Annotated in this window: 17 protein-coding genes; 5 read left to right on the forward strand and 12 right to left on the reverse strand. The window is 66.7% G+C overall.

Annotation, left to right across the window (positions count from 1 at the left end; translation table 11 throughout):
- The first annotated feature begins 24 nt into the window (after positions 1-24).
- Positions 25-945, forward strand: coding sequence for a dihydrodipicolinate synthase family protein (locus AncyloWKF20_RS10455; protein ID WP_279317778.1), 921 nt, complete (start codon positions 25-27; stop codon positions 943-945).
- A gap of 16 nt (positions 946-961) precedes the next feature.
- On the opposite strand, the gene AncyloWKF20_RS10460 is transcribed toward AncyloWKF20_RS10455, so the two are convergent.
- From AncyloWKF20_RS10460 to AncyloWKF20_RS10485, 6 genes are all read right to left on the reverse strand, one after another.
- Positions 962-3,298 (reverse strand): acetamidase/formamidase family protein, encoded by a 2,337-nt coding sequence (locus tag AncyloWKF20_RS10460; protein ID WP_279317779.1) that lies wholly within the window; start codon positions 3,296-3,298, stop codon positions 962-964.
- A gap of 79 nt (positions 3,299-3,377) precedes the next feature.
- On the reverse strand, positions 3,378-4,616 hold the full coding sequence (locus AncyloWKF20_RS10465) for an acetamidase/formamidase family protein (protein WP_279317780.1): 1,239 nt from the start codon (positions 4,614-4,616) through the stop codon (positions 3,378-3,380).
- A 66-nt stretch (positions 4,617-4,682) separates the two neighbouring features.
- Entirely contained in the window at positions 4,683-6,305 is a 1,623-nt protein-coding gene (locus AncyloWKF20_RS10470; protein ID WP_279317781.1) for an amino acid ABC transporter permease/ATP-binding protein, read from the reverse strand.
- A gap of 85 nt (positions 6,306-6,390) precedes the next feature.
- Positions 6,391-7,242: an ABC transporter substrate-binding protein gene (locus tag AncyloWKF20_RS10475; protein WP_279317936.1), complete on the reverse strand. Its 852-nt coding sequence runs from the start codon at positions 7,240-7,242 to the stop codon at positions 6,391-6,393.
- A 318-nt stretch (positions 7,243-7,560) separates the two neighbouring features.
- On the reverse strand, positions 7,561-9,672 hold the full coding sequence (locus AncyloWKF20_RS10480) for a catalase (protein ID WP_279317782.1): 2,112 nt from the start codon (positions 9,670-9,672) through the stop codon (positions 7,561-7,563).
- Positions 9,673-9,828: 156 nt separating this feature from the next.
- Positions 9,829-10,980, reverse strand: a complete 1,152-nt coding sequence (locus AncyloWKF20_RS10485; RefSeq protein WP_279317783.1) for an SRPBCC family protein — start codon at positions 10,978-10,980, stop codon at positions 9,829-9,831.
- 101 nt (positions 10,981-11,081) lie between these two features.
- On the opposite strand from AncyloWKF20_RS10485, the gene AncyloWKF20_RS10490 reads away from it, so the two are divergent.
- The gene (locus AncyloWKF20_RS10490) at positions 11,082-12,008 is read left to right on the forward strand and encodes a LysR family transcriptional regulator (RefSeq protein ID WP_279317784.1); all 927 of its coding nucleotides are present in this window, start codon (positions 11,082-11,084) and stop codon (positions 12,006-12,008) included.
- Here the strand turns inward: AncyloWKF20_RS10490 and AncyloWKF20_RS10495 are convergent.
- The 5 genes from AncyloWKF20_RS10495 to AncyloWKF20_RS10515 form a co-directional block, all read right to left on the reverse strand.
- The gene (locus AncyloWKF20_RS10495) at positions 12,005-12,649 is read right to left on the reverse strand and encodes a L,D-transpeptidase (RefSeq protein WP_279317937.1); all 645 of its coding nucleotides are present in this window, start codon (positions 12,647-12,649) and stop codon (positions 12,005-12,007) included. The genes AncyloWKF20_RS10490 and AncyloWKF20_RS10495 overlap by 4 nt on opposite strands.
- 284 nt (positions 12,650-12,933) lie before the next feature.
- The gene (gene otnK, locus AncyloWKF20_RS10500) at positions 12,934-14,214 is read right to left on the reverse strand and encodes a 3-oxo-tetronate kinase (protein WP_279317785.1); all 1,281 of its coding nucleotides are present in this window, start codon (positions 14,212-14,214) and stop codon (positions 12,934-12,936) included.
- Complete coding sequence (gene otnI, locus AncyloWKF20_RS10505) at positions 14,211-14,993, reverse strand: 2-oxo-tetronate isomerase (RefSeq protein ID WP_279317786.1); 783 nt, start codon at positions 14,991-14,993, stop codon at positions 14,211-14,213. Before otnI ends, otnK begins: the two co-directional genes overlap by 4 nt.
- A gap of 19 nt (positions 14,994-15,012) precedes the next feature.
- The gene (gene ltnD / locus AncyloWKF20_RS10510) at positions 15,013-15,918 is read right to left on the reverse strand and encodes an L-threonate dehydrogenase (RefSeq protein WP_279317938.1); all 906 of its coding nucleotides are present in this window, start codon (positions 15,916-15,918) and stop codon (positions 15,013-15,015) included.
- A 140-nt stretch (positions 15,919-16,058) separates the two neighbouring features.
- Positions 16,059-17,372, reverse strand: coding sequence for an MFS transporter (locus AncyloWKF20_RS10515; protein WP_279317787.1), 1,314 nt, complete (start codon positions 17,370-17,372; stop codon positions 16,059-16,061).
- 266 nt (positions 17,373-17,638) lie between these two features.
- On the opposite strand from AncyloWKF20_RS10515, the gene AncyloWKF20_RS10520 reads away from it, so the two are divergent.
- Together AncyloWKF20_RS10520 and AncyloWKF20_RS10525 are read left to right on the forward strand one after the other, a co-directional pair.
- On the forward strand, positions 17,639-18,658 hold the full coding sequence (locus tag AncyloWKF20_RS10520; RefSeq protein ID WP_279317788.1) for a LacI family DNA-binding transcriptional regulator: 1,020 nt from the start codon (positions 17,639-17,641) through the stop codon (positions 18,656-18,658).
- A gap of 36 nt (positions 18,659-18,694) precedes the next feature.
- Positions 18,695-19,384 (forward strand): aldolase, encoded by a 690-nt coding sequence (locus AncyloWKF20_RS10525; protein WP_279317789.1) that lies wholly within the window; start codon positions 18,695-18,697, stop codon positions 19,382-19,384.
- Between the two features lie 99 nt (positions 19,385-19,483).
- Here AncyloWKF20_RS10525 and AncyloWKF20_RS10530 read toward each other — a convergent pair whose 3' ends face one another.
- A complete protein-coding gene (locus tag AncyloWKF20_RS10530) occupies positions 19,484-19,615 on the reverse strand; it encodes a hypothetical protein (protein ID WP_279317790.1) in 132 nt (43 codons plus the stop codon).
- A gap of 161 nt (positions 19,616-19,776) precedes the next feature.
- Between AncyloWKF20_RS10530 and AncyloWKF20_RS10535 the strand changes: the two genes are divergently transcribed.
- Entirely contained in the window at positions 19,777-21,621 is a 1,845-nt protein-coding gene (locus tag AncyloWKF20_RS10535) for a glycosyltransferase (protein WP_279317791.1), read from the forward strand.
- The last annotated feature ends 10 nt before the right edge of the window (positions 21,622-21,631 follow it).

Genomic DNA, 21,631 nt, shown 5'->3' on the forward strand with positions numbered 1-21,631 from the left:
GCCTGCCCCTGAAAGGCCTTCCCCATGAAAGACATCGCCGAGTGCCGCGCCCGCTTGGGTGGCATCTTCAACATCACCGTCACGCCCTTCGCGGCGGATGGCTCCATCGACATGGCGGGCCTTGCCCGTTCCGTCGAGCGGGTGATCGGCCTCGGCTATGACGGCATTCTCATCGGCGGCACCTATGGCGAATTTCCCGCCATGTCGACGCAGGAGCGGGCCGACCTTTTCCGCCATGTCATGGCGGTGGTCGGCGACCGCGTGCCGGTCATGCTCTGCTCGGCCGGTTCGGACGCGCGCACCGTGCGCGAGCTCACCTCCCTCGCGGGTGATCTCGGCGGCCTGCCGATGGTCACGCCGCCCTATGTCTCGGAAGTCACCGACGGCCAGATCGCCGCCTTCTTCAAGGACATGGCGCCGCTCTCGAAGACCGGCATCCTGATCTACAACGCGCCGGGCATCGGCATCACCCTGCAGCCGGACATCATCGAAGAACTCGCGGATATCGAGGGCGTGGTCGGCATCAAGCAGGGTGACCTCTCGGTCACGCCGATCGACCGCATCGCCAACCGGCTGGGCGGGCGCATCAAGCTGTTCTGCGCCTCGGACCTCGCCTTCCTCGGCCCGATGATGGCCGGCTTCGACGGCATCTCCTCGACCAATTCCTGCGCGCTGCCGGAGATCATCCTCGGCACGTTCCGCGCGCTCGAGGCGGGCGACGCCGCCACCGCCCGCGACCTGCACCGGGCCTGGTATGCGTTCCGCGCGCTCGCCCGCAAGCACGGCCAGCCGCAGATGGTGAAGGCGGCGATGAACCTGCGCGGCTTCGACGGCGGCAAGGTGAGGTCGCCGCTGCGCGATCTGGAAGGCCCAGTGCTCGACGAGGTCGCGGCGATGATGAGCGCGCTGGCGGCCGACCCGCGCACGGGTGTCACTCTGGCCTGATCCCAGCGCGGCCGAGTCAGCTCCGGTCAGGGAACAGGCGTTTGCTCAGAATGGCGTGGACGCCCCAATTACCGTCCACCACCTGGGTGATGCCGAAATCGACCGCGGCCGACATCAGGGCGATGGCCTCGTCCTCGCTCAGGCCGCGCGTCGTCATCAGGAAGCGGCGCACCTTGCGGAAGGCATCGCGCATGGCGAGGTCGAGCGAGGATTTGGAATAGACCTCGCTCTGCCCGTCCGCGCCGAACTCGGCGAGATAGTTCGGATGGCTGAACCCGGTCAGCACCCAATCCTCCGGCGTCTCGATCAGCGGGTAGGTCAGGTCGGCGAGCAACGTGCCGGCGGTGTCCGCCTTCTTGTGCAGCGTCACGCGGAAGGTGCCGGTCATCGAGCATTCGATGGCCGTACCGGAAAGTTCGCCATCGCCCTGCGCCGCATGCGGGTCGCCGACCGAGAGCAGCGCGCCGGGCACGGAGACCGGCAGATAGACGGTTGCGCCCTTGCCGAGCCGCCAATTGTCGAGATTGCCGCCGAAATAGGCCGGCGGCACGGAATCCACCAGTTCCGCCTCGCGCGGCGCCACCGCGATGACGCCGAAATGCGGCCGCAGCGGAATGCGCACCCCGTCGAGCACGCCCTGTTGCAGCGTCACGGTGCCCGGCCGCACCGGCACGCCGGGATAGTCGTAAAGCGCATGGCGCACGCCCGCCGGATCGGTCTGCGGTTCCCAGCGATAGGCATGGACGGCCCGCGCATGGGGCTCCGGCACGTCGGTGATGATCTCATAGATCGTCACCGTCTCGCGCGGGTGCGGTTCGCTCAGGAACTCGGAATAGTGGAAGCCCCACCAGGCGGCGACACTGCTGCCATAGACCCGCCCCGCATGGGCCGGATGGCGCGAGGGGCGCGGCTCGATGTCGAGAATATGCACCTCAAGCACATCGCCCGGCTGGGCGCCGCGCACGGCGATGGGGCCGGTGCAGATATGCACGCCGAACCCCTCCCCGGCCCCGCGCCCGAAGACGGAGGCATCCATCGGCCCCGCGCCGCGCCGGTCCACCGCCTTCTGCGTGGCGGTCCAATGGAAGACGCTCTCCGCGCCGGGATCGCCGATGATCATGCGCTCGGGGTCGTCGGAAGCGTGCTGGGTCAGCGTCTCGACGGTGACGATGTCACCTGAGGCGATCTCCAGCAGCGGCTGCAGCGAGCGGCTGAAATAGCCCCAATGCACGTTTTGCTCATTGATCGGCAGGTGATGATGGGCCGGCGCCTCGGGGACGTCGGGCGGCAGGGTGCGCTCCAGAACCGGGTTGCGCCGTGTGTCCGGCTCGGCCTTGGTCTGGCGCGCCCGCAACTGCACCAGCGCCTGCTGCGGCCATCCGCGCTGGCCGCTCGGCAGCGCCTCGTGGTCGTGCCGCTCGGCTTCGCGCCGGCGCAGTTCGCGCGGCGGCAGGCCGAAACGCTCGCGGAACAGCCGGCTGAAATGCGCGGAATCGGCAAAACCATAGCGATAGGCAATCTCTGAGATCGGCACCGCCAGTTCAGCGGGGTTGGCGAGGTCATGCCAGGCGCGCTGCAGACGCCGCTCGCGGACATAATGGCTGAAACTCTCGCCCGTACCCTCGAACAGCTTCTGCAGATAGCGCTCGGAAATGCCCTCGGCCCGCGCCACCTCGGCGATGGACAGATCCTCCCGACCGATGGTGCGCTCCACGGTGGCGTAGATGCGCTGCAGCAGGGCGGCGCGGCTTGAGGAGGAATCCGCGCGCGTGGTCGCAAGCTCCGCCGTCAGCGCGAGCAACAGCTCGGCGGCGCTCTGCGCCACCGTCTCCCATTCCGCCTCACCGAGCCGGTCAAGCGCGCCCGCGCCGGATTGGACCGTGCGCGCAAGCACATCCGCCAGCCCCTCGGGCGCGAAGACCCGGGGCGGGCAGGCGGCGAGCGGGGCCACCTTGCGGCCGCGAAAGGCTTCCGCCGGAACGGAGAGCACCAGCGCCCGCAGACCCCGCTGGAACTGCACCTGCCAGCCTCCCGCGCGCGGGGCGAGGACGGCATGGCCAGCGGGCACGATCTGCGTCTCGCCGGCGAGGGTGAGCACCAGCGTGGTCTCGACCGGCATCAGCAGAAGCGGCAACCCAGCGCGCCCGGCGAGGGGGCGCAGCGATTGCGCGTCCGCCGACAGCGTTCCCAGCCTCACCCCGAGCGCGGAAAGGCGCGAGAGCGCGCGGGCGTGCGAGGGTGTCCCCGACCGGGCGCCTAGCGCCTGCAGCCCGAAACCGCCGAGCACCTCCTGCCAGGCGCGCTCGCGCGCGCCCTCGGCATAGGACTCGCTAGTGAACGGCTCGGCATTCATCGGTCGGACCTCGTCATGAGGCCCTGTCAGGCAAGGATCATGCCCCCGCCATATGCGGTCTCAAGTACCGCCATGCGCGTCAACGCCCGGCGAACAGGCTCTTGCGGATCGAGCCGGTCACGCCCCAATTGGCGTCCACCACCTGCGTCACCGCGAAATCCGCCGCCACCGACATGAGCGAGATCGCCTCGTCCTCGGAGAGCTTCTGCGTGGTCATCAGGAAGCGGCGCAGCTTGCGGAAGGCGTCGCGCATCGCGCTGTCGAGGCTGCCGCGCGAGAGGATCTCAGTCTGGTGGTCGGGGCCGAGCTCGGACAGATAGTTCGCCACACTGAACCCATAAACCGACCAGATATCGTCATTCTCCAGCAGGGGATGTGTCAGGCCTTCCAGGATCGTGCCCTCCAGCGCCGCCTTCTTGTGCAGGATGAACTCGAACTCACCGGTGAGCGAAATCTCGATGGCGGTGCCGGAAAGTTCGCTGTCGCCCTGCGAAGCATGGGCGTCGCCGCAGGAGAACAGGCCGCCCGCCACCGCGACCGGGTAATACATCCGCGCGCCCTTGGCGATGCGCCAGTCATCCATGTTGCCGCCGGTGTAGTTGGGCGGGATGGTGGAGACGAAATCCGCCTCGGCGGGGGCAAGGCCCATCGTGCCGAAATGCAGCCGCGCCGGCACTTTGATGCCGGAGAGGATACCGTCCCTCTTCACAACGGTCGCGTGATCGACCCGCACGCCCGGATAATCGATGGTGGGATGAACGATGCCGTCCGGGTCGGTTTGCGGCGTCCAAAGGTAGGAATAGAGCGCGGATACCGACGCCTCGCACATGTCGAGCTCATAGATCGTCACCACCTCGCGGGGCTTCGGCTCCTCGATCAGATCCTTGTACTGGAAGCCCCAATTGGCCGAGGGGTTCGAGCCGAAGAAGCGGCCCTTATAAGCCGGGTTGGCGCTCGGGCGCGGCCAGGTGTCGATGATGCGAACCTCAAGGATATCGCCCGGCTCGGCGCCCTCGACCGCGATCGGTCCGGTGAGCAGGTGAACGCCGAGGCCCTCGCCGGCACCATAGGTGAACGGCCCGTCCGTCGCCCCCGCCCCGCGCCGGCGCATGGTCTTCTGGTCCTTGGTCCAGAGGAAGATTTCCTCGGCGGCAGGATCGCCGGCGATCATCCGGTCATAATCGTCATTGGCATGGTGGGTGATGCTCTCGACGACGACACTGTCGCCCGACTTGATGGTGAGCACGGGCGCGAGCGTCCGGCTGAAATAGCCCCAATGTACGGTGTCGGGTGTGGCGGGCAGGTGATGTTTGGTCATGTCGGGCCTCATGGAGCAAAGGTCGGCGCCCGGACTGAGGCGCCCGGACACGGATCGGACCGGCGGTCAGTCGGCGGCCATGGTGTTCAGGAAACGGGCGGTGAGCGGGTGGCGCGGTTCGCGCAGCACCTGCTGGGCTGGACCTTCTTCGACGATGGTGCCACCCGCCAGGAAGAGAATGCGGTCCGCCACATCGCCGGCGAACTGGAGCTGATGGGTGGAGATGATCATGGCGAGACCATCCTCAACCGCGAGGCGGCGGATCACCTCCAGCACCTCGCCCACCAGTTCGGGATCCAGCGCCGACGTCGGCTCGTCGAGCAGCAATACGCTCGGTCCTGGCGCCACGGCGCGGGCGATGGCGACCCGCTGCTGCTGACCGCCGGAGAGATGGCGGGGGAGAGCTTCGGCGCGGTGGGCGAGACCGACGCGTGTGAGCAATTCCTGCGCGCGGCGATCGGCGTCAAAGCGGCTCAGGCCCTGGACCCAGCGCAGCGGGCCGGCGATGTTTTCGCGTGCAGTGAGGTGACCGAAGAGGTTGAATTGCTGGAACACCATGCCGACACCGACGCTGGCGCGCATCTGCGCGACGCCGCGCGGTGAGAGGGCCCGCCCGGCCTCATCGCTGCCGAGCAGGCGGCCGCCGACGCGAATGGTCCCATCCTCCCAGCCCTCCAGCCGGTTGATGCAGCGCAGCAGGGTGGACTTGCCCGAGCCGCTGGGGCCGAGCAGCGCCACTACCTCGCCGGCGCGCACGGTGAGGTCGATGCCGTCCAGCACCGTCTGGTTGCCATAGCGCTTGCGCAGCCCGGCGACCTCGACGGCGATATTGTTGCCGGCGATCCGGCGGGCGCGCGCCTCCCGATCGACCGGCACCACGGCCGCCCGCGGCGAGACCGGCGGCAGCGGATCGGCCGCCACATCGGCGAGTATCTCGGCGGCAACGTCCGGCGGCGTCGCCCCGGCGATGGCGGCCGGAGCCTCCGCGCGGCCCGGCATGAGCGCCCGCAGGAAGCGACGCAACTGCTCGCGCGGTGGCGGGCGGTCGAGGTCGAGCAGCATCTCGACGACGATCTGGATCACCGCCAGGGCGCCGGTGAGGATGAGATACATCAGCCCCGAGGCGAAGAAGATGGAGAAGAAATCGAAGGTGGCGGAGGCGAGCTGCGTCGAGCGCAGGGTCAGTTCCTGCACCGCAACGACCGAGGCGAGCGACGAATTCTTCAGCGCGCTCACCGCCTCATTGCCGAGCGCCGGTACCATGGAGCGGATCGCCTGCGGCGCGATCACCCGGCGCATGATGGCGGCCGGCGTCATGCCGAGCGCCTGGCCGGCGCTCACCTGCCCGCGATCGACGCCGATGACATTGGAGCGCAGGATTTCGGCGATGAAAGGCGCCTCGTTGAGCGCCAGCGCCAGCCCCGCCGCCGAAATCGCCGTGAGCTTGATGCCGATCATCGGCAAGGCGTTGTAGCAGAACACCATCTGCAGGATCAGCGGCGTGCCGCGGAAGATGATGGAGTAGCCGCGCGCGATGATGGCGAGCGTGCGGAAGCGGCTGAGCTGCATCGCCGCGAGAACGACGCCCATGGCGAGCCCGCCGAGGAGCCCCAGCACGGTGATCAGCAGCGTGTAGCCGACGCCGTCGATCAGATACGGCATGCTCAGATAGTGCAGGAAGAGATCCATCGGCCTTTCCGGGCTATGGCACAGGGCGTGATGCCGACAGGGCCACGGGCGGGGCGTCCGCCCGTGGCCTCATAGGGGGAGCGTGTCAGTCCGCGAGGACGAGGGTCGGGCTCTCAAGCTGCTCGGCCGGCAGGTTCCACTTCTTCATCAGCTCGGCCTGAAGGCCGGTCTTCTGGATTTCGGTGAGCGCGGCCATCACCGCGTCACGGAAGGGAACATTGTTGCGCGGCACGGCAATGCCGACCGAGTAGGGCAGCGTCACCGCCGTCGCCTTCTCCAGCTTGTCCGGATAGGCCTTCACCGCACCATCGACCGTGTTGACGTCGTTGATGTAGGTGTCGGCGCGCCCGGCGAGGATCGCCTGGATGCAGTTGGCGTTGTTATCGAAGAGCAGGATTTCCGGCGCCGGCTTGCCGGCCTTCTTGCACTCGGCCTCCAGCGCCTGGATCAGCGGCACCTCAACATAGCCGGTGTTCTCGGCCGCGACCGCGCCGCAGAGCGAGAGGTTGATGCCGTCGATCTTCTTCGGGTTGCCCTTGGCGACCAGCACGCCGTCAAACACCTTGAGATAGGTGATGAAGTCCGCCGCCTTGGCGCGGTCCTTGGTGGCGTAGATGTCGGAGATGACGATATCGGCCTGGCCGGCCTGAAGGGTGGTGAGCAGAGCGGCGAAGGTCACCGCCTTGTAGGTGAGCTTGAAGCCGAGGCAGTCGCCGATCGCTTCGCCGAGGTCGATGTCGAAACCGATATATTTGGTCGGATCCTTCGGGTCGATGGTCTCATAGCCCGGCGTGTGCGGGTTGATGGCGTTGACCAGCGTCTTGCCCTTGAGCTCGGGATACTTCGCCTGCAGCGCGGCGCAGGCGGCCGGGGTCGCGGCCTGCGCCTTCTGCGGCAGGCTGGCGGCGATGCCACCGGTGGCGAGCGCGAGGCCCATGACGCCAAGGAGCGCCCCGCGCAGCCGGGCGGCAAGCGAGCCACCACGAGCACTGGAATGCGTGTCGAGATTGAGTGCCACTGAACCTTCTCCTCTGCTTCCGCGTGCGAATGGCGCGGCGGTCGAAACTGAGGAGCAAAGTGTCGCGCAGCGTGCCCGGGAAGACTTGTCTGCGGGCGCACCCATTGTTGGATGCCTGCCAGCCAACATTGAGGCAGGCACTGCCTGTTCGGCGGGCAGGCCGTTTTCTGCCGGAAAATTTTGCGATCGGGGAAGGCGGAGAAGGGAGCAACGGCACCCTTCTCCGGGTCGAAAGCGTCAGAGTTTGACGGCGCTTTCGCGCGCCCACAGGCGCAACTTGCGGCAGCTTGCAATGAAGCCATCCACCGACGCGGCGTTCTTCAGCGCGATCATGCCCTCATCGGCATCGGGCGCTACCCCCGCCTTGGCCAGCAGAGGTGCGGCACCCGCCGAGAAGGCGATGAACTTGCAATGGGCAAAGGCGTCGGCCACGAAGTCGCGCGCGGCGGCTTCGCCGGCCAGCCGCTCCGCTCCCTCCTCCGAGAGCAGCAGGGCCACCGCATCGAACAGTACGGATGGGCCGCCGTCGATCATGTGCTTGGCGGCGACCTTGGTGCCGTCGGCGGTCTCAACGCCGCCGACCTTCGGCGCCACGATCTCTATCGTCGCGCCCTCCGTCTCGATCGCCGCCATGAGCGCCTTCAGCAGCTTGCCGTCGCAGCCATTGCTGACGAGCACCCCGACCTTGCGGCCGGCGAAGCTCGCCGGTCCGTTTTCGATGATGCTAAGCGCCGGCGAGGCGGGAAGATCATCGCGCGGGGTGATCGCCGCATCGGCCGGGGCCGGGAGCGTCTCCATGCCGAGCTTGTCGGCGACGGTCGCCCCGAGCGCCTCGTCGATGTTGAGCAGATGCGCCACCATCCGCTCGCGGATGACCACATCTTCCACCTTGCTGAGCTCGAAGGTCAGCGCCATGGCGATGTGCTTCTGCTCGGGCCCGGTCTGGCTGTTAAAGAACTGGCGCGCCTGGCTGTAATGGTCGGCGAAGCTCTCGGCACGCAGGCGCACCTTGGGCGCGTCGATCTCCTCGCGGAACGAACGGAAGCCCCGGACCGGGTCCTGTCGCGGGCCCTCGCCGCGCGAATTGGGCTGGTAGTTGGTCCGCCCGACCGGATTGCGCATCGCCATATGCCCATCCTGCTGGAAGTGGGCAAAGGGGCATTTCGGGGCGTTGATCGGAATATGGGTGAAGTTTGGGCTGCCGAGCCGCTTCAGCTGCGTGTCCAGATAAGAGAAATTGCGCCCCTGCAGCAGCGGGTCATTGGAGAAGTCGATGCCCGGCGGCACGTTCTGGGTCATGAACGCGACCTGCTCGGTTTCCGCGAAGAAATTGTCGGGCATACGGTCGAGCACCAGCCGGCCCACCGGGATCGGCTTGAGGATCTCCTCCGGGATCAGCTTGGTCGGGTCGAGAACATCGAAGTCGAAGCTGTCGGCGAAGTCCTGGTCGAAGAGCTGCACGCACAATTCCCATTCCGGGAAATTGCCGGACTGAATGGCGTCCCACAGATCGCGGCGGTGGAAGTCGGGATCGGCCCCGTTGATCTTGACCGCCTCATTCCACACGACGGACTGAAGGCCGAGCTTCGGCTTCCAGATGAACTTCACGAAGGTCGACTCGTCCTTCGCGTTCAGCAGGCGGAATGTATGGACGCCGAAACCTTCCATGAAACGCAGGGAGCGCGGGATCGCGCGGTCGGACATGACCCACATGATCATGTGCATGGCTTCCGGGGTCAGCGAGATGAAGTCCCAGAAATTGTCATGCGCGGACTGGGCCTGAGGAAAGGCGCGGTCGGGCTCCGGTTTCACCGAATGGATGAGGTCGGGAAACTTGATGGCGTCCTGGATGAAGAAGACCGGGATATTGTTGCCGACGAGATCCCAACTGCCCTCCTGGGTATAGATCTTCACCGCGAAGCCGCGCACGTCGCGGGCGAGATCGAAAGACCCTTTCGATCCGGCGACGGTCGAGAAGCGCACAAAGGCCGGCGTGCGCTCACCCGCGCGCTGGAACAGGTCCGCCCGCGTGTACTGGGCGAGGGATTCATAGGTCTCGAAAAATCCGTGCGCCCCATAGCCCCGCGCGTGAACGACGCGCTCGGGAATGCGCTCATGGTCGAAATGGAAGATCTTCTCGCGAAAGTGGAAGTCCTCGATCAGCGCCGGACCACGGGCCCCCGCCTTGAACGTGTTCTGATCGTCGGCGACCGGGCCACCCTGGGCCGTGGTGAGAACGGGTGTGTCGCCCTCGGCGATCTGGTGCAATTCGCCGCCATTGCCGCGCCGCAGGGTCTGATCGTGAATCGTGGCGGTTTTGCCTGCCGATCCCTTGGGGGTCCGTGCCATCCAGCTGCGCTCCTGAGCGGACGGGAACGGGCTCCCGCCTCGCCCCACTAACCGCCCCATGCGCCATTCGTTGCGTCGGATGCAGGCCAGAGAGCACGGACAGGATCAGGGTGCGGCATGCGAGCCGTCAGGGTGGGGACGATCGGCTGGCGCCCGCTACTCCGCCGCCAGCGCGAAGGAGCGGTCGAAGCCGCCGACGCGCTCGGCGATATAGTGCATGAAATCGTAGATCGGCCGCTCCAGATAGGAGAGATGGCCCGCCCGCGCGGCGTCCGCGCTGAGGCCCCGGAAGACCTTTTCCGTGCAGCCGCGATCCTCGAGATTCACCGCGTCGAGCAGTGACTTGAGCGTCGCCACATAGGCGTCGGCGCGTGGGTCGGCCATGAATTCGGGCGACAGGCCGCCGCCGAACAGGATCTCGACCTGACCGGGCCCGCGCGGGTGCAGCGAGAGATACCAGAAATAGCCCGGCGTCAGCGTGATCAGATGGCTGGGATAGAGCGCGAGCAGCGCGGTCGTCTTGCGCCAGCGCCCCTCCAGGCGCGTGTTGTCGGGATGGGCATTGCCGATGGCGAGCGAGGCTTCCTTGGTGATCCAGTGATAGTTGAACGCCGCGAGGCCGGGCGGGCACTCCATCTCCTCGAGTTTGGAGTGGCCGCCCACCGTGTCGGCGTGGCAGACCGGCAGGTGGTAGCTCTCCATGAAGTTCTCCGCGAGCACCTTCCAGTTGGTGTCCCACACATGGGTCTCGCGGAAGCACTCGACATAGTTCTCCATCTGGTAGGGCGCGATCATCGCCTCCAGCCCGCCCAGCGCCGAGGCGACGCTCGGGCGGTCCTTGTCGAGGGTGATGTAGATCCAGCCGAGCCATTCCTCGCAGCGGATCGCCGGCAGCGCGTAGTCCTCCTTGCAGAAGCCCGTCGTCTCGCCCATGAACGGCGCCCCGCGCAGCCGGCCGTCAAGGCCATAGGTCCAGGCGTGGTAGGGGCAGACGATCGCCCGCCGGTTGCCGCTCCCTTCGAGCAGGGTGGACATGCGGTGCAGGCAGACATTGGAGAAAGCGCGCAGCCCCTCCTTGTCGCGCAGCACGACCACCGGCTGGCCGGCGAGCTCATAAGTGAGATAGTCGCCGACCCCGGCGAGCCGGCTGGAACGCCCGACGCAGATCCACTCCCTGGCGAAGATCGACTCCATCTCACGGGCGAGAAAATCGGTGCTGGTGTAGACGCTCGGCGGCATGGCGCGGGCATCGGTGAAGGGCCGGCCGGCGGCTTCGAGCAGTTCGGCGACGGGCTTTGTCAGCAACATGGGGGGCGTCCTTGTCTTGCCGGGAGCGAAACGTCCGCCAGATTGCACCCGCTCTAAAAACGGTAAAAACTCATTCGTCCTGCGTTTGAGGCTTAAAGAATATGGTTCGCTACACGCTGCGCCAATGCGCCTATTTCCGGGCCATCGCCAAACAGGGCGGCATCGCGCAGGCCGCGCGGGCGCTGAACATCTCCCAGCCCTCCGTCGCGCAGGCGCTGGACAAGCTGGAGGACGTGACCGGCCTCGTGCTGTTCGAGCGGCATCACGCGCGCGGGCTGACGCTGACGCTCCATGGCCGCATCTTTCTGGATCACGTGACGCGGCTGGAGCAGCAGGCGCAGCAGGTGGAACGCGAGGCCGCCGCGCTGGCGGCGGAGGCAGCCGGTGAGATACGGCTCGGAGTATTCTCGACGCTCGCGCCCTTCTACGCCGCCGGCCTCATCCGGGGCTTCGCCGCGCTGGCGCCGGCCGTGATGGTGCGTCCGCGCGAGATGCCGCTCGCCGACCTTGCCGAGGCGCTGCGGGATGGGTCGATCGATCTCGCCCTCACCTATGATCGCGGCGGGGATCCGACGGGGCTTTCCTTCACCGAACTCGCCGCGCTCCGCCCCTATGTGGTGCTGCCCGCCGATCACCGGCTCGCGCACCGCGCCTCCCTCGACATCACCGAACTCGCGGAGGAGCCTTATGTGATGCTCGACGGGCCGGGAAGCCGCGGCTATTTCGAGGATCTTCTGCGCGAGATCGGCATCAGTCCCCGCATCGCCTATGTCGCGACCTCGCTGGAAGCGGCGCGCAGCGCGGTCGCAGCGGGCTTCGGCTTCACCCTGCTGGTGATGCGCCCGCCCTCCTCCGTCACCTATGACGGGAGCCGCGTGACGACACTGGACATCGACAACCCGGTGCGCCCGCTGGGGGTCGTCCTCGCGGCGCGCGCGGGGGCGCATCGCGGCCGCATTCTCGAGCGCTTCACCGCCCATGCGATCGACTATGTCGCCGCCCGCCATCCGGCAAGCAGCGGGCCTTAGGCCGGCAGGACGACGACCTTGGTCTTCACCGGCGTCTCGTTATAGAGCTCGATCATGTCCTGGCTGAGCAGGCCGACGCAGCCGCTGGTGACGCCGGAGCCGATCGATTCCGGGTCGCTGGTCGCGTAGATCGTGTAGAGCGTGTAGACGCCGTTCTGGTAGAGATGCAGCGTGCGCGCGCCGAGCGGGTTGTCGAGGCCACCCGGCATGCCGCCGGCATATTTCGCTGCTTCCGGCTGGCGCTGAATCATCTCCTTGGGCGGTGTCCAAGTCGCCCATTCGCTCTTGCGTCCGACATAGGCGTCGCCGCTCCACAGGAAGCCGGCGCGGCCGACATTGGCGCCGTAGCGGGTCGCCATGCCCTCCTCCTCGATCCGGTAGACATAGTAATTGCCGGGATCGACGATGATCGTGCCGGGGGCCTCCTCCGTCTCATAGCGGACGGTGCGGCGGAAATATTTCGGATTGACCTTGGTGACATCGACCGCCGGGATCGGGAACTTCTCCTCCGGCACGGGGCCATAGACCTTGGCCGCCTCGGCGAGTGTCATGCCCTCCTGTTTGGCGCAGCCGGCGAGCCCCAGCGCACCGAGGCCGATGGCCGAGCCGGCGAGGAAGGAGCGGCGGCTGAGCATTTCCATCCGGTCGCGCCCCGGCGCGTCCCGCGCGCCGGCATTCTCACCGTTCCTGTCGATCATGTCGGACTTTTCCATGCGCGGCGGCCACCGGAGAACGCCTCTCCGGCACGCAGCCTCTGGCCTCGTGCTGCGCTGGGATACTCGGTGCGTGGCGGGACTGGCAAGCGCGGGCCCGCCCTCCGGCAGGCCCGTTCACTCAGCCGTGAGGTCATGCGCACCCTGTTCCAGCTCCCCGATACCGGCGGGCTGTACGGCGCCCGCCGGGCTCAGGCGACAAGGCGTCAGCTTCAGGGCATCAGCTTCAGCGCGTCCGCGAAGAAGTCCGGCCCACCGAAATTGCCGGACTTCAGCGCCAGCAGCATGTCCGGCTTGCCGGTGCCGGCGGTGCGCAGCACGGGAACGCCCGGCGCGATCTCCGGGCCGATAAGGAAGGCGGGGATGGCGAGCCGGTCGACGACGGCGCCGGAGGTCTCGCCCCCGGCAATGACCAGCCGGCGCACACCCTTGGCAGCAAACCCCGCCGCGATGGCCGAGAGTGCCTGCTCGATGGCATGGCCCGCCTTGTCGCGGCCATGCCGGGCCTGCAGCGCCGCCACGCTGTCCGGCTTGGCGCTGGTGGCGATCAGCACCGGGCCGGACGTCAGGCGCTCCAGCGCCCAGGCGAGCGCGGGCGAGATCGGATCGGACTCCGTAATGAGCGCTTCGGGATCGAGGCGCAGCACGGGCATCCAGCTCTCGGCCCGGGCGATCTGCTCCAGCGTCGCCTGCGAGCAGCTGCCGGCGAGGCAGGCGGCGGGGCCGCCGATCGGCTCGCCCAGAGCCGCGCCGGCCGCCGCACCTCCAGCAACCCGGCCAGACGCGACCAGTGCCTGCGCGAGGCCCAGCCCGAAACCGGAGGCCCCGACCGAGACCTTCTGGCCGAGCGCCGCGCGGCCAATGGCTTCGAGATTGCGGTCCTCCACGACATCGACGATGGCCGAACCCGCGCCGCCGGCGGCCAGTTCCGCCAGCCGGGCCGCGATGGCATCCGGGCCGTTCAGCACCGTGGCGAGATCGACCAGCCCGACCGTCGAGCCGCTCTGGCGGGCGAGAACGCGCACCAGATTGGCGTCCCGCATCGGGTTGAGCGGGTGGTCCTTAAGCGGGCTCTCGTTCAGCGGCACGGAGCCGACGAACAGATTGCCCTGATAGACGGTGCGCCGGTTCTGAGGGAAGGCAGGCGTGACGAGGACGATAGGGTCGCCCGCATCGGCGCGCAGCGCGTCCATCACCGGGCCGATATTGCCGGCATCGGTGGAATCGAAGGTCGAGCAGATCTTGAACAGCACATGGCCGGCGCCGCGCGCGCGCAGCCAGCGATCCGCCGCGCGCGAAGCCGCGACCGCCGTCGACGCCTCGATCGACCGGCTCTTCAGCGCCACAACGATGGCGTCGACCTCCGGCAAGACGAGATCATCCGCCGGCACGCCGATGGTCTGCACGGTGCGAAGGCCCGCCAAGGTGAGGGTGTTGGCGAGGTCCGACGCGCCGGTGTAGTCGTCCGCGATGCAGCCGAGGGCGAGGGTCATTTGCTGCTCCGTGCGTAAGGGGCGAACCAGCCGAGGCCGGCGACGGTGCCGGCGCGGGGGTTGTATTCGCAGCCGATGAAGCCCTCATAGCCGAGCCGGTCGAGCTGCTCGAACAGAAAAGCGTCGTTCATTTCGCCCGAGCCCGGCTCATGGCGCTGCGGCACACTGGCGATCTGCACATGGCCGGTGATCGGCATCAGCCGCTCCAGCGCCACCGTCACGTCGCCATGCATGATCTGGCGGTGATAGAGGTCGAACTGAAGCTTCAGGTTCGGCAGCGCCAGCTCCGCGATCAGCTCGGCAGCGGCATTGAAATCATTCAGGAAGTAGCCCGGCATGTTGCGGCCGTTGATCGGCTCGAGCAGCAGGTCGATCCCGTGCTCGGCGAGCCGGCCGGCGGCATGGACCACCGCACGGCGATAGGCGGCGCGGGCCTCGGGGGCTTGGCGGTCGGCAAGGCCCGCCATGAGGTGCAGCCGCTTCACCTGCGTCGCCTGCGCATAGACCAGCGCGGTCTCGACGCTCGCCTCCAGCTCGGCAAAACGCTCGGGCAGTGCGGCGATGCCGCGCTCGCCCGCCGCCCAGTCGCCCGGCGGCAGGTTGAACAGCGCCTGCGTCAGACCGTTGCGGGCGAGCCGCTCGGCAATCGCCTCCGGGGCGTGCTCATAGGGAAAGAGATACTCCACCGCGGTGAAACCCGCCTCGGCCGCCGCGTCGAAGCGGTCGAGGAAGGCCCATTCGGTGAACATCATCGAGAGGTTGGCGGCGAAACGGGGCATCGGAGGAACCTTGCTTCGGTCAGCGCGGCGTGTCGCCCGGCAGCGCGGTGCCGGTGACCTGCGCATAGAGACGGGCCACGGAGGCGTCGTCGTCGCGGCCCATGCCGGCGGCCGACGTCATCAGGAACATCTGCAGCGCGGCGGCGGACACCGGCACCGGGAACTTCGCGCCGCGCGCCATGTCCTGGATAATGCCGAGATCCTTGACGAAGATGTCGACCGCGCTGCGCGGGGTGTAATCACCGTCAAGCACGTGGGGGATGCGGTTCTCGAACATCCAGGAATTGCCGGCGGACTGGGTGATGACCTCATACACCTTGGCGATGTCCAGCCCCTGCCGGGCGGCGAAGGCGATGGCCTCGCAGGCGGCGGCGATGTGCACGCCGGCGAGCAGCTGGTTGATCATCTTGAACGCCGCGCCCTGGCCGGCGGCATCACCCAGCTCATAGAGCTTGGCGGCCATGGCATCGAGCGCGGCGCGCGCGCGGGTGAAGGCGGCGGGCGTGCCGGAGGCAAGGATGGTGAGCTCGCCACTGGCCGCGCGCTGGGCACCGCCGCTGATCGGCGCGTCGAGATAGAGGCGGCCGGTCGCCTCAAGCCGGGCGGCGAGCGCGCGGGCAATCTCCGGATCCATGGTGGCGGAGGACACGAACACGCTCCCGGCGGGAAGCGTCTCGGCGACGCCCCCGGCACCGAACAGAATGGCCTCGGTCTGGGCGGCGTTCACCACCACCGACACCACGACATCCGCCCCGCTAGCCGCTTCGGCCGGTGTGCGGGCACCCCGTCCGCCCTCCGCGACGAAGCGCTCCACGGAGGCCGCGCTGACATCGCAGCCCGTCACATTGAAGCCGGCCCGCCGGAGCGAGGCGGCCATGCCGAAGCCCATGGAGCCGAGACCGATCACCGCGACGCGGAGCGGCACGGCGGCGGGGGCGGAACCGGCCGCTTCAGCCGGCGCGGAAGGAGCGAATCCGTCGGTCACGATGGAGATCCTCGGCAAGTGCAGGGAATGGAATCACAAGAAGAGAAAGGGGCCCGCCGGGTCGGGCGGGCCCCGCTCGATCAGCGGTTGACGAGCTTGGCGGGCGTGCTCAGCACGGCGATGACGCCAATGACCAGGAAACCGGCCAGCACATACATGCCGACCTGCGTCGAGCCGGTGAAGTCCTTCAGGAAGCCGATCAGATAGGGGCTCACGAACCCCGCCAGATTGCCGACCGAATTGATGAAGGCGATGCCCGCCGCCGCAGCGGTGCCCGAGAGGAACGCCGTCGGCAGCGACCAGAACAGCGGCGCGCAGGTAATCACGCCGGCTGCCGCCACCGAGAGGCTGGCGATCGCGATCACCGTGCTGCTCGACGTCGCCGCGACGATGAAGCCGATCGCCCCCAGCGTGGCCGGAATGATGAGGTGCCAGCGCCGCTCGCGGTGATGATCGGCGCTGCGACCGACCAGGATCATGGTCACCACCGCGCACAGGAAGGGAATGGCGCTGATGAGGCCGATGTTGAAATTGCCCACCACGCCCGTCGCCTTGACCAGCGTCGGCAACCAGAAGGTCAGCGCATACTGCCCGGTGACGAAGGAGAAATAGATCAGGCACATCAGCCAGACGCGCCCATCGGTGAACACGGCGCCGACAGACGGCGGCGTCGCCTTGGTACGGGCGTCCTCGGCGACTTCCTTCTCAAGCAGCTGCTTCTCCTCCTCGGAGAGCCAGTTGGCGCCGCGGATGCTGTTGTCGAGCCAGAAATAGACCGCGATGCCGAGCAGCACGGCCGGGATCGCCTCGATCAGGAACATCCACTGCCAGCCGGCCATGCCGCCATTGTCATGGAAAGCGTCCATGATCCAGCCGGAGAGCGGGTTGCCAAAAATGCCGGAGATCGGGATCGCCGACATGAACACGGCAATGATCTTGGCGCGGCGGTGCGAGGGGTACCAATAGGTCAAATAGAGGATGATGCCCGGGTAGAAGCCGGCCTCGGCCACGCCCAGGAGGAAACGCAGCACATAGAACATCGGCGCGCTGGAGACGAACATGAAGCAGGCCGAGAGGATGCCCCACGACACCATGATGCGAGCGATCCACACCCGGGCGCCGATCTTGTGCAGCAGAATGTTGCTGGGCACCTCGAACAGGAAATAGCCAATAAAGAAGACGCCGGCCCCGAAGCCGAACACGGTCTCGCTGAAACCGAGATCCTGCGACATCTGCAGCTTGGCAAAGCCGACATTGACCCGGTCGAGATAGGCAATGACGTAGCAGAGCATCAGGAACGGAACGATCCGCCAGAAGACCTTGCCATAGGCGCGCTTTTCGAGATCGCGCGACTGCAGGCCCGCGCTGGCGAGCGCTTGCGTAGTGGCGTTCATGGTTCACTCCCCAGGAGCCACGGGCGATCACATGCCGCCCGTAAGAGCCAAAACCGGACCGCTTGACGCGGACTTCTTCCATGCGATGACAATTTGGCAGCGCTTCCATTTTGCAGTATCAATAATTGGCAGCGCTGCCAACAGGATTTTTCGTGGAATTGTCATGGACACATGGCGCCTCGCCGCGGCTCGAAGCTCCGGCCGGGATCGTGCTACGACGATGTCCGCTCGTGGGGCCATGGCCCGTGCGGGAACGGGGACGGACGATGACCGATGACGATGCGCGCGTGACCGCAAGGCCTTCTGCTGCCGTGACTCTCAGCGACGTGGCGCGCGAAGCCCGGGTCGGCGAGAGCACCGCGTCCCGCGTGCTGCGCAGCCAGGGTTCGTTCTCGGAGAAGACCCGCAAGCGGGTAGCGGAAGCCGCCGAGCGGCTGGGCTATACTCCCAATCGCATCGCCGGCACGCTGGCCTCGACCGGCTCGCGGCTGATCGGCATCGTCGTGCCATCCTTCGCCAATATCGTATTTTCCGACGTGCTGAGCGGGGCCAACCGGGCGCTCGATGCGGCGGGCTTCCAGTCGGTCATCGGCCTCAGCGAGTATCAGCAGGAGCGCGAGGAACACATCGTCCGTTCGCTGCTGTCCTGGCGCCCCGCCGGGCTTATCCTTGCCGGCCTTGAGCACAGCCCGGCGACCACGGCGATGCTGCGCAACAGCGGCGTGCGTATCGCCGAACTGCTGGATATCGACGGCGACGGCATCGACATCGTCGTCGGCTTTTCCAACGTGCAGGCCGGCCGCGCCAGCGCCGAGTTCCTTCTGTCGCGCGGCTACCGCAACATCGGCTATGTCGGCCACGATCTGGAGCGTGATCGCCGCGCGGCCAAGCGATTCGCCGGTTTCTCCGCGGCCCTCGCCGAGCAGGGCATCTCTTTGGCCGATCAGGACATCGCGCCCGCGCCGTCCTCGGTGGAGGCCGGTCAGGCCGGGCTGATGCGCCTGCTGGAGCGGGGCACGCGGCTGGACGCAGTATACTTCTCCAATGATGACATGGCGCTCGGCGGTTATTTTCTGTGCCAGTCGAAAGGCATCGCCATTCCCGAGCAACTGGCGCTGTTCGGCTATAACGGCCTCGACATCGCCCGCTCCACCCCGCTACCGCTGTCGACCATCCGCACGCCCCGCCTGAAGATCGGCGAGACCGGCGCGCATCTCATCGCCACGGGCGCGCCTCCCCAGACGGTCGATCTGGGCTTCGAGCTCATTGAAGGCGCGACCGCGTGACCGCCACATACCTCTCCCCTGCCCCAAGGCCCGATCATGACTGACACCAAGCTCCGCGATGATATTTGCCGCTTCGGGCGCTCGCTGTTCGAGCGCGGGCTCACGCCCGGCTCCTCCGGCAATATCAGCCTGCGGCTCGATGATGGCGGCTGGCTGGTGACGCCGACCAACGCCTCGCTCGGCTTCCTCGATCCGGCGCGCATTACCCGGCTCGATGCGCAGGGGCATTTGGTCTCAGGCGATGCGCCGACGAAGGAAATCCCGCTGCACGCGGCCCTCTATGAGACGCGCACGAGCGCGCGCGCCATCGTCCACCTGCATTCCAGCCACTCGGTGGCCCTCTCCATGCTGCCGGAGATCGACCCGAAGGCGGTGCTGCCGCCGATGACGCCCTATTATCTGATGCGGGCCGGCCAGACCGCGCTCGTGCCCTATTACCGACCGGGCGACCCGGCGGTGGCCGACGCCATTCGCGGCCTCGCGGGCCGCTATTCCTCCGTGCTGCTGGCCAATCACGGCCCGGTCGTCGCCGGCGAGACGTTGGAGGCGGCGGTCTTCGCGACCGAGGAACTCGAGGAAACCGCCAAGCTCTATCTGCTGCTGCGCGGCCTCAACCCGCGCTACCTCTCCCCCGAGCAAGTCGCCGACCTCACCCGCGTCTTCGGCCTCACGCTGCCGCAGGACGATCATGGGCACGATCATGACCACGGCCAAGATCACGGGTGACGCGTCGCCTGATCCATACCAGGACGAAGTACTCCCGGGCGCTGACATTGCGGCTTTAGAGCCGCCAGGTCTCAGCGCCCGAAAGCCTGAAAGCGCGGCTCAAGGCGTCTGGGCGCCGCGCGCATTGACGTGGACGGCATAGAGCGAGGTGGTGGCGGCGATGAAGAGCCGGTTGCGCGACCGCAACGCCGCCCACATCTGAATCGGAGGAATGCCCTCTGGTGCGGGCATCTCAATAAGGTCATCCTCCCCGCATGTTTTGTACGGCATAGATTTATCAGTATAATTTTTTGATTCACCAATATTGAAAAATATTGACTTTAAGCTCCGCCCACCTTCCACTGCGTCAGTTATCGTCCGTTTAAAGCACAGAGTGCGGCGAGGCTGATTGCGTGGCGGTCGACGTGGGTCACTCGATGATCTGGGATGTGCTGCTTGACGCGACGGCGATGGCGGCCGGTGAGATTGCCCCGCTTATCCATCGCCTTATCGAGGACGAGTGCCTTTCGGCCCAGGGGCAAAGGGTCACGATTGCTTGTCCGGTAGCGGCGGTGGCCGATCTGCGGTGCACCTTTCCGGGCTTTTCGGTGCAGGGATGTCTGGCGAGAGCGCTTGCCGCCGCACTGAGTGGAGCGGGCCAGTCTCTGCGTCCCCTCGCCATCGTGCAGGGCGGCTGGAGCTGGAGTGGCCAGACCATCCGCCGCCTGCTGGACGAGCTTCGCCGGGATCCGATGATCGCGAGCGCTCAGCCGCGTTTCGTCTCCTCCACGGGCGATCGCGTTCTGGGATGCATGGTGGATCAACCAGTCCAGATGCCTGTCGCGGCGGCCCGCTATCTGCCGGAATACTACATCACCCGCGAATGTCTTTCGCCGTTGATGGTTCTCAGCGCCCAAGCGGTGGTCGCCGCGCCGCGCCCCACAAACGGCGAGGCGCTGCACGCCTATGCCGAGGTGCTGTCGGGGCTAAGACGGCGCGGCTATCGCAATCTGCTCGCCAACCGGATCCTGGTGCCATGGACAGGCAAAGGCCTGCCATCCGACCGCGTGCTTCCGGCGCTGGCGCATGAAGATGCCGACCTGCTCCGCGACATCCATCTCGAACAGCCCGAGCTGAAGCTGGAGCGCGTGCTGTCCCGCGCCTTCACGGCGCAGGGCCGGCCAAAGATCCTGATCGACGCCCGCGGCATGCAGTCGATGATGAATGGCACGGCCGTCTGCACGCTGGGCTTCCTGTCGGGCTTTCAGGAGCTTGCGCAGCACGGCGCCAGCATCTCGGTGGTAGCCGCCAAGGACGCCGCGCTATCGCATCGCCTTGCTGAGCGCTTCCCAGCCCTCGACATACAGCATGATGAGCCCAAGGGTTACTTCATGGCCATGGTATTGATGAACCAGCCATGGGATATGGATAGCATCCGCGCCATGCATGACTGCGCTGCTGTGATCAGCGCAAACATGCTGGATACGATCATGTGGGACATCATGTTCACGTCGAAGCCAGGCCTACGGCAGACGTGGTCACTCTTCGGCCAGTGCACCGATATTTTGTTCTTCAACAGCGCCTATAGCCGCGACCGATACAGTTTCCGCTTCCAGCCGGACACACGCATCCCCAAGATTGTCACCCATCACAGCATGAGCCCCAACGAGATCGCTCGCAGCGTGGACGAGGATCGCCTGGTTCCCGGCAAATACGTGCTGGTGATGGGGAGCGACTACGAGCACAAAGACATTCCGCACACTCTTGAGATGCTATCCGATGCGTTTCCCTACCTGACATTTGTCAGTGTCGGCGACCCCCGCAAGGAACTTCCGAACGTCATCAGCTATTCCAGCGGAAGCCTACCGGAGGAGACGATCGCCAATCTCTACAAATATACGGAGGCGGTGGTTTTCCCTTCTCATTACGAAGGTTTCGGCCTGCCGGTGGCGGAGGCGCTGGCCTATGGAAAATGTGTGATCGTGCGCAAACAGCCGCTTTGGGACGAGATTCGCTCCATCAGCGCGCGCCCAGATTCTATTCGGATGTTCCAGCGCGAGAGTGATCTTGTGAAGCTGCTGGGTGAGATCATAAACGCTCCCGAGGCGGTGCCCCCGGAGACAGGAGTGACAGCCGGCAATATGGAGCCCCGTTGGATTGATTGCGCGCGCGCTATGCTGAGCGCGCTTGACCAGGCAATCGCCGAATTCGATGGGCGACGCTGGATGTTCCGCAACGACATCCTCTATAGGAATTGATAGGAAAATT

Source organism: Ancylobacter sp. WKF20, assembly GCF_029760895.1.
GTDB lineage: Bacteria > Pseudomonadota > Alphaproteobacteria > Rhizobiales > Xanthobacteraceae > Ancylobacter.

Excerpts from the sequence above, each read along its gene's own strand:
- AncyloWKF20_RS10455 (WP_279317778.1), top strand. The coding sequence starts at position 25 with ATGAAAGACATCGCCGAGTGCCGCGCCCGCTTGGGTGGCATCTTCAAC.
- AncyloWKF20_RS10460 (WP_279317779.1), bottom strand. The coding sequence starts at position 3,298 with ATGAATGCCGAGCCGTTCACTAGCGAGTCCTATGCCGAGGGCGCGCGC.
- AncyloWKF20_RS10465 (WP_279317780.1), bottom strand. The coding sequence starts at position 4,616 with ATGACCAAACATCACCTGCCCGCCACACCCGACACCGTACATTGGGGC.
- AncyloWKF20_RS10470 (WP_279317781.1), bottom strand. The coding sequence starts at position 6,305 with ATGGATCTCTTCCTGCACTATCTGAGCATGCCGTATCTGATCGACGGC.
- AncyloWKF20_RS10475 (WP_279317936.1), bottom strand. The coding sequence starts at position 7,242 with ATGGGCCTCGCGCTCGCCACCGGTGGCATCGCCGCCAGCCTGCCGCAG.
- AncyloWKF20_RS10480 (WP_279317782.1), bottom strand. The coding sequence starts at position 9,672 with ATGGCACGGACCCCCAAGGGATCGGCAGGCAAAACCGCCACGATTCAC.
- AncyloWKF20_RS10485 (WP_279317783.1), bottom strand. The coding sequence starts at position 10,980 with ATGTTGCTGACAAAGCCCGTCGCCGAACTGCTCGAAGCCGCCGGCCGG.
- AncyloWKF20_RS10490 (WP_279317784.1), top strand. The coding sequence starts at position 11,082 with ATGGTTCGCTACACGCTGCGCCAATGCGCCTATTTCCGGGCCATCGCC.
- AncyloWKF20_RS10495 (WP_279317937.1), bottom strand. The coding sequence starts at position 12,649 with ATGGAAATGCTCAGCCGCCGCTCCTTCCTCGCCGGCTCGGCCATCGGC.
- otnK (WP_279317785.1), bottom strand. The coding sequence starts at position 14,214 with ATGACCCTCGCCCTCGGCTGCATCGCGGACGACTACACCGGCGCGTCG.
- otnI (WP_279317786.1), bottom strand. The coding sequence starts at position 14,993 with ATGCCCCGTTTCGCCGCCAACCTCTCGATGATGTTCACCGAATGGGCC.
- AncyloWKF20_RS10515 (WP_279317787.1), bottom strand. The coding sequence starts at position 17,372 with ATGAACGCCACTACGCAAGCGCTCGCCAGCGCGGGCCTGCAGTCGCGC.
- AncyloWKF20_RS10520 (WP_279317788.1), top strand. The coding sequence starts at position 17,639 with ATGACCGATGACGATGCGCGCGTGACCGCAAGGCCTTCTGCTGCCGTG.
- AncyloWKF20_RS10525 (WP_279317789.1), top strand. The coding sequence starts at position 18,695 with ATGACTGACACCAAGCTCCGCGATGATATTTGCCGCTTCGGGCGCTCG.
- AncyloWKF20_RS10530 (WP_279317790.1), bottom strand. The coding sequence starts at position 19,615 with ATGCCCGCACCAGAGGGCATTCCTCCGATTCAGATGTGGGCGGCGTTG.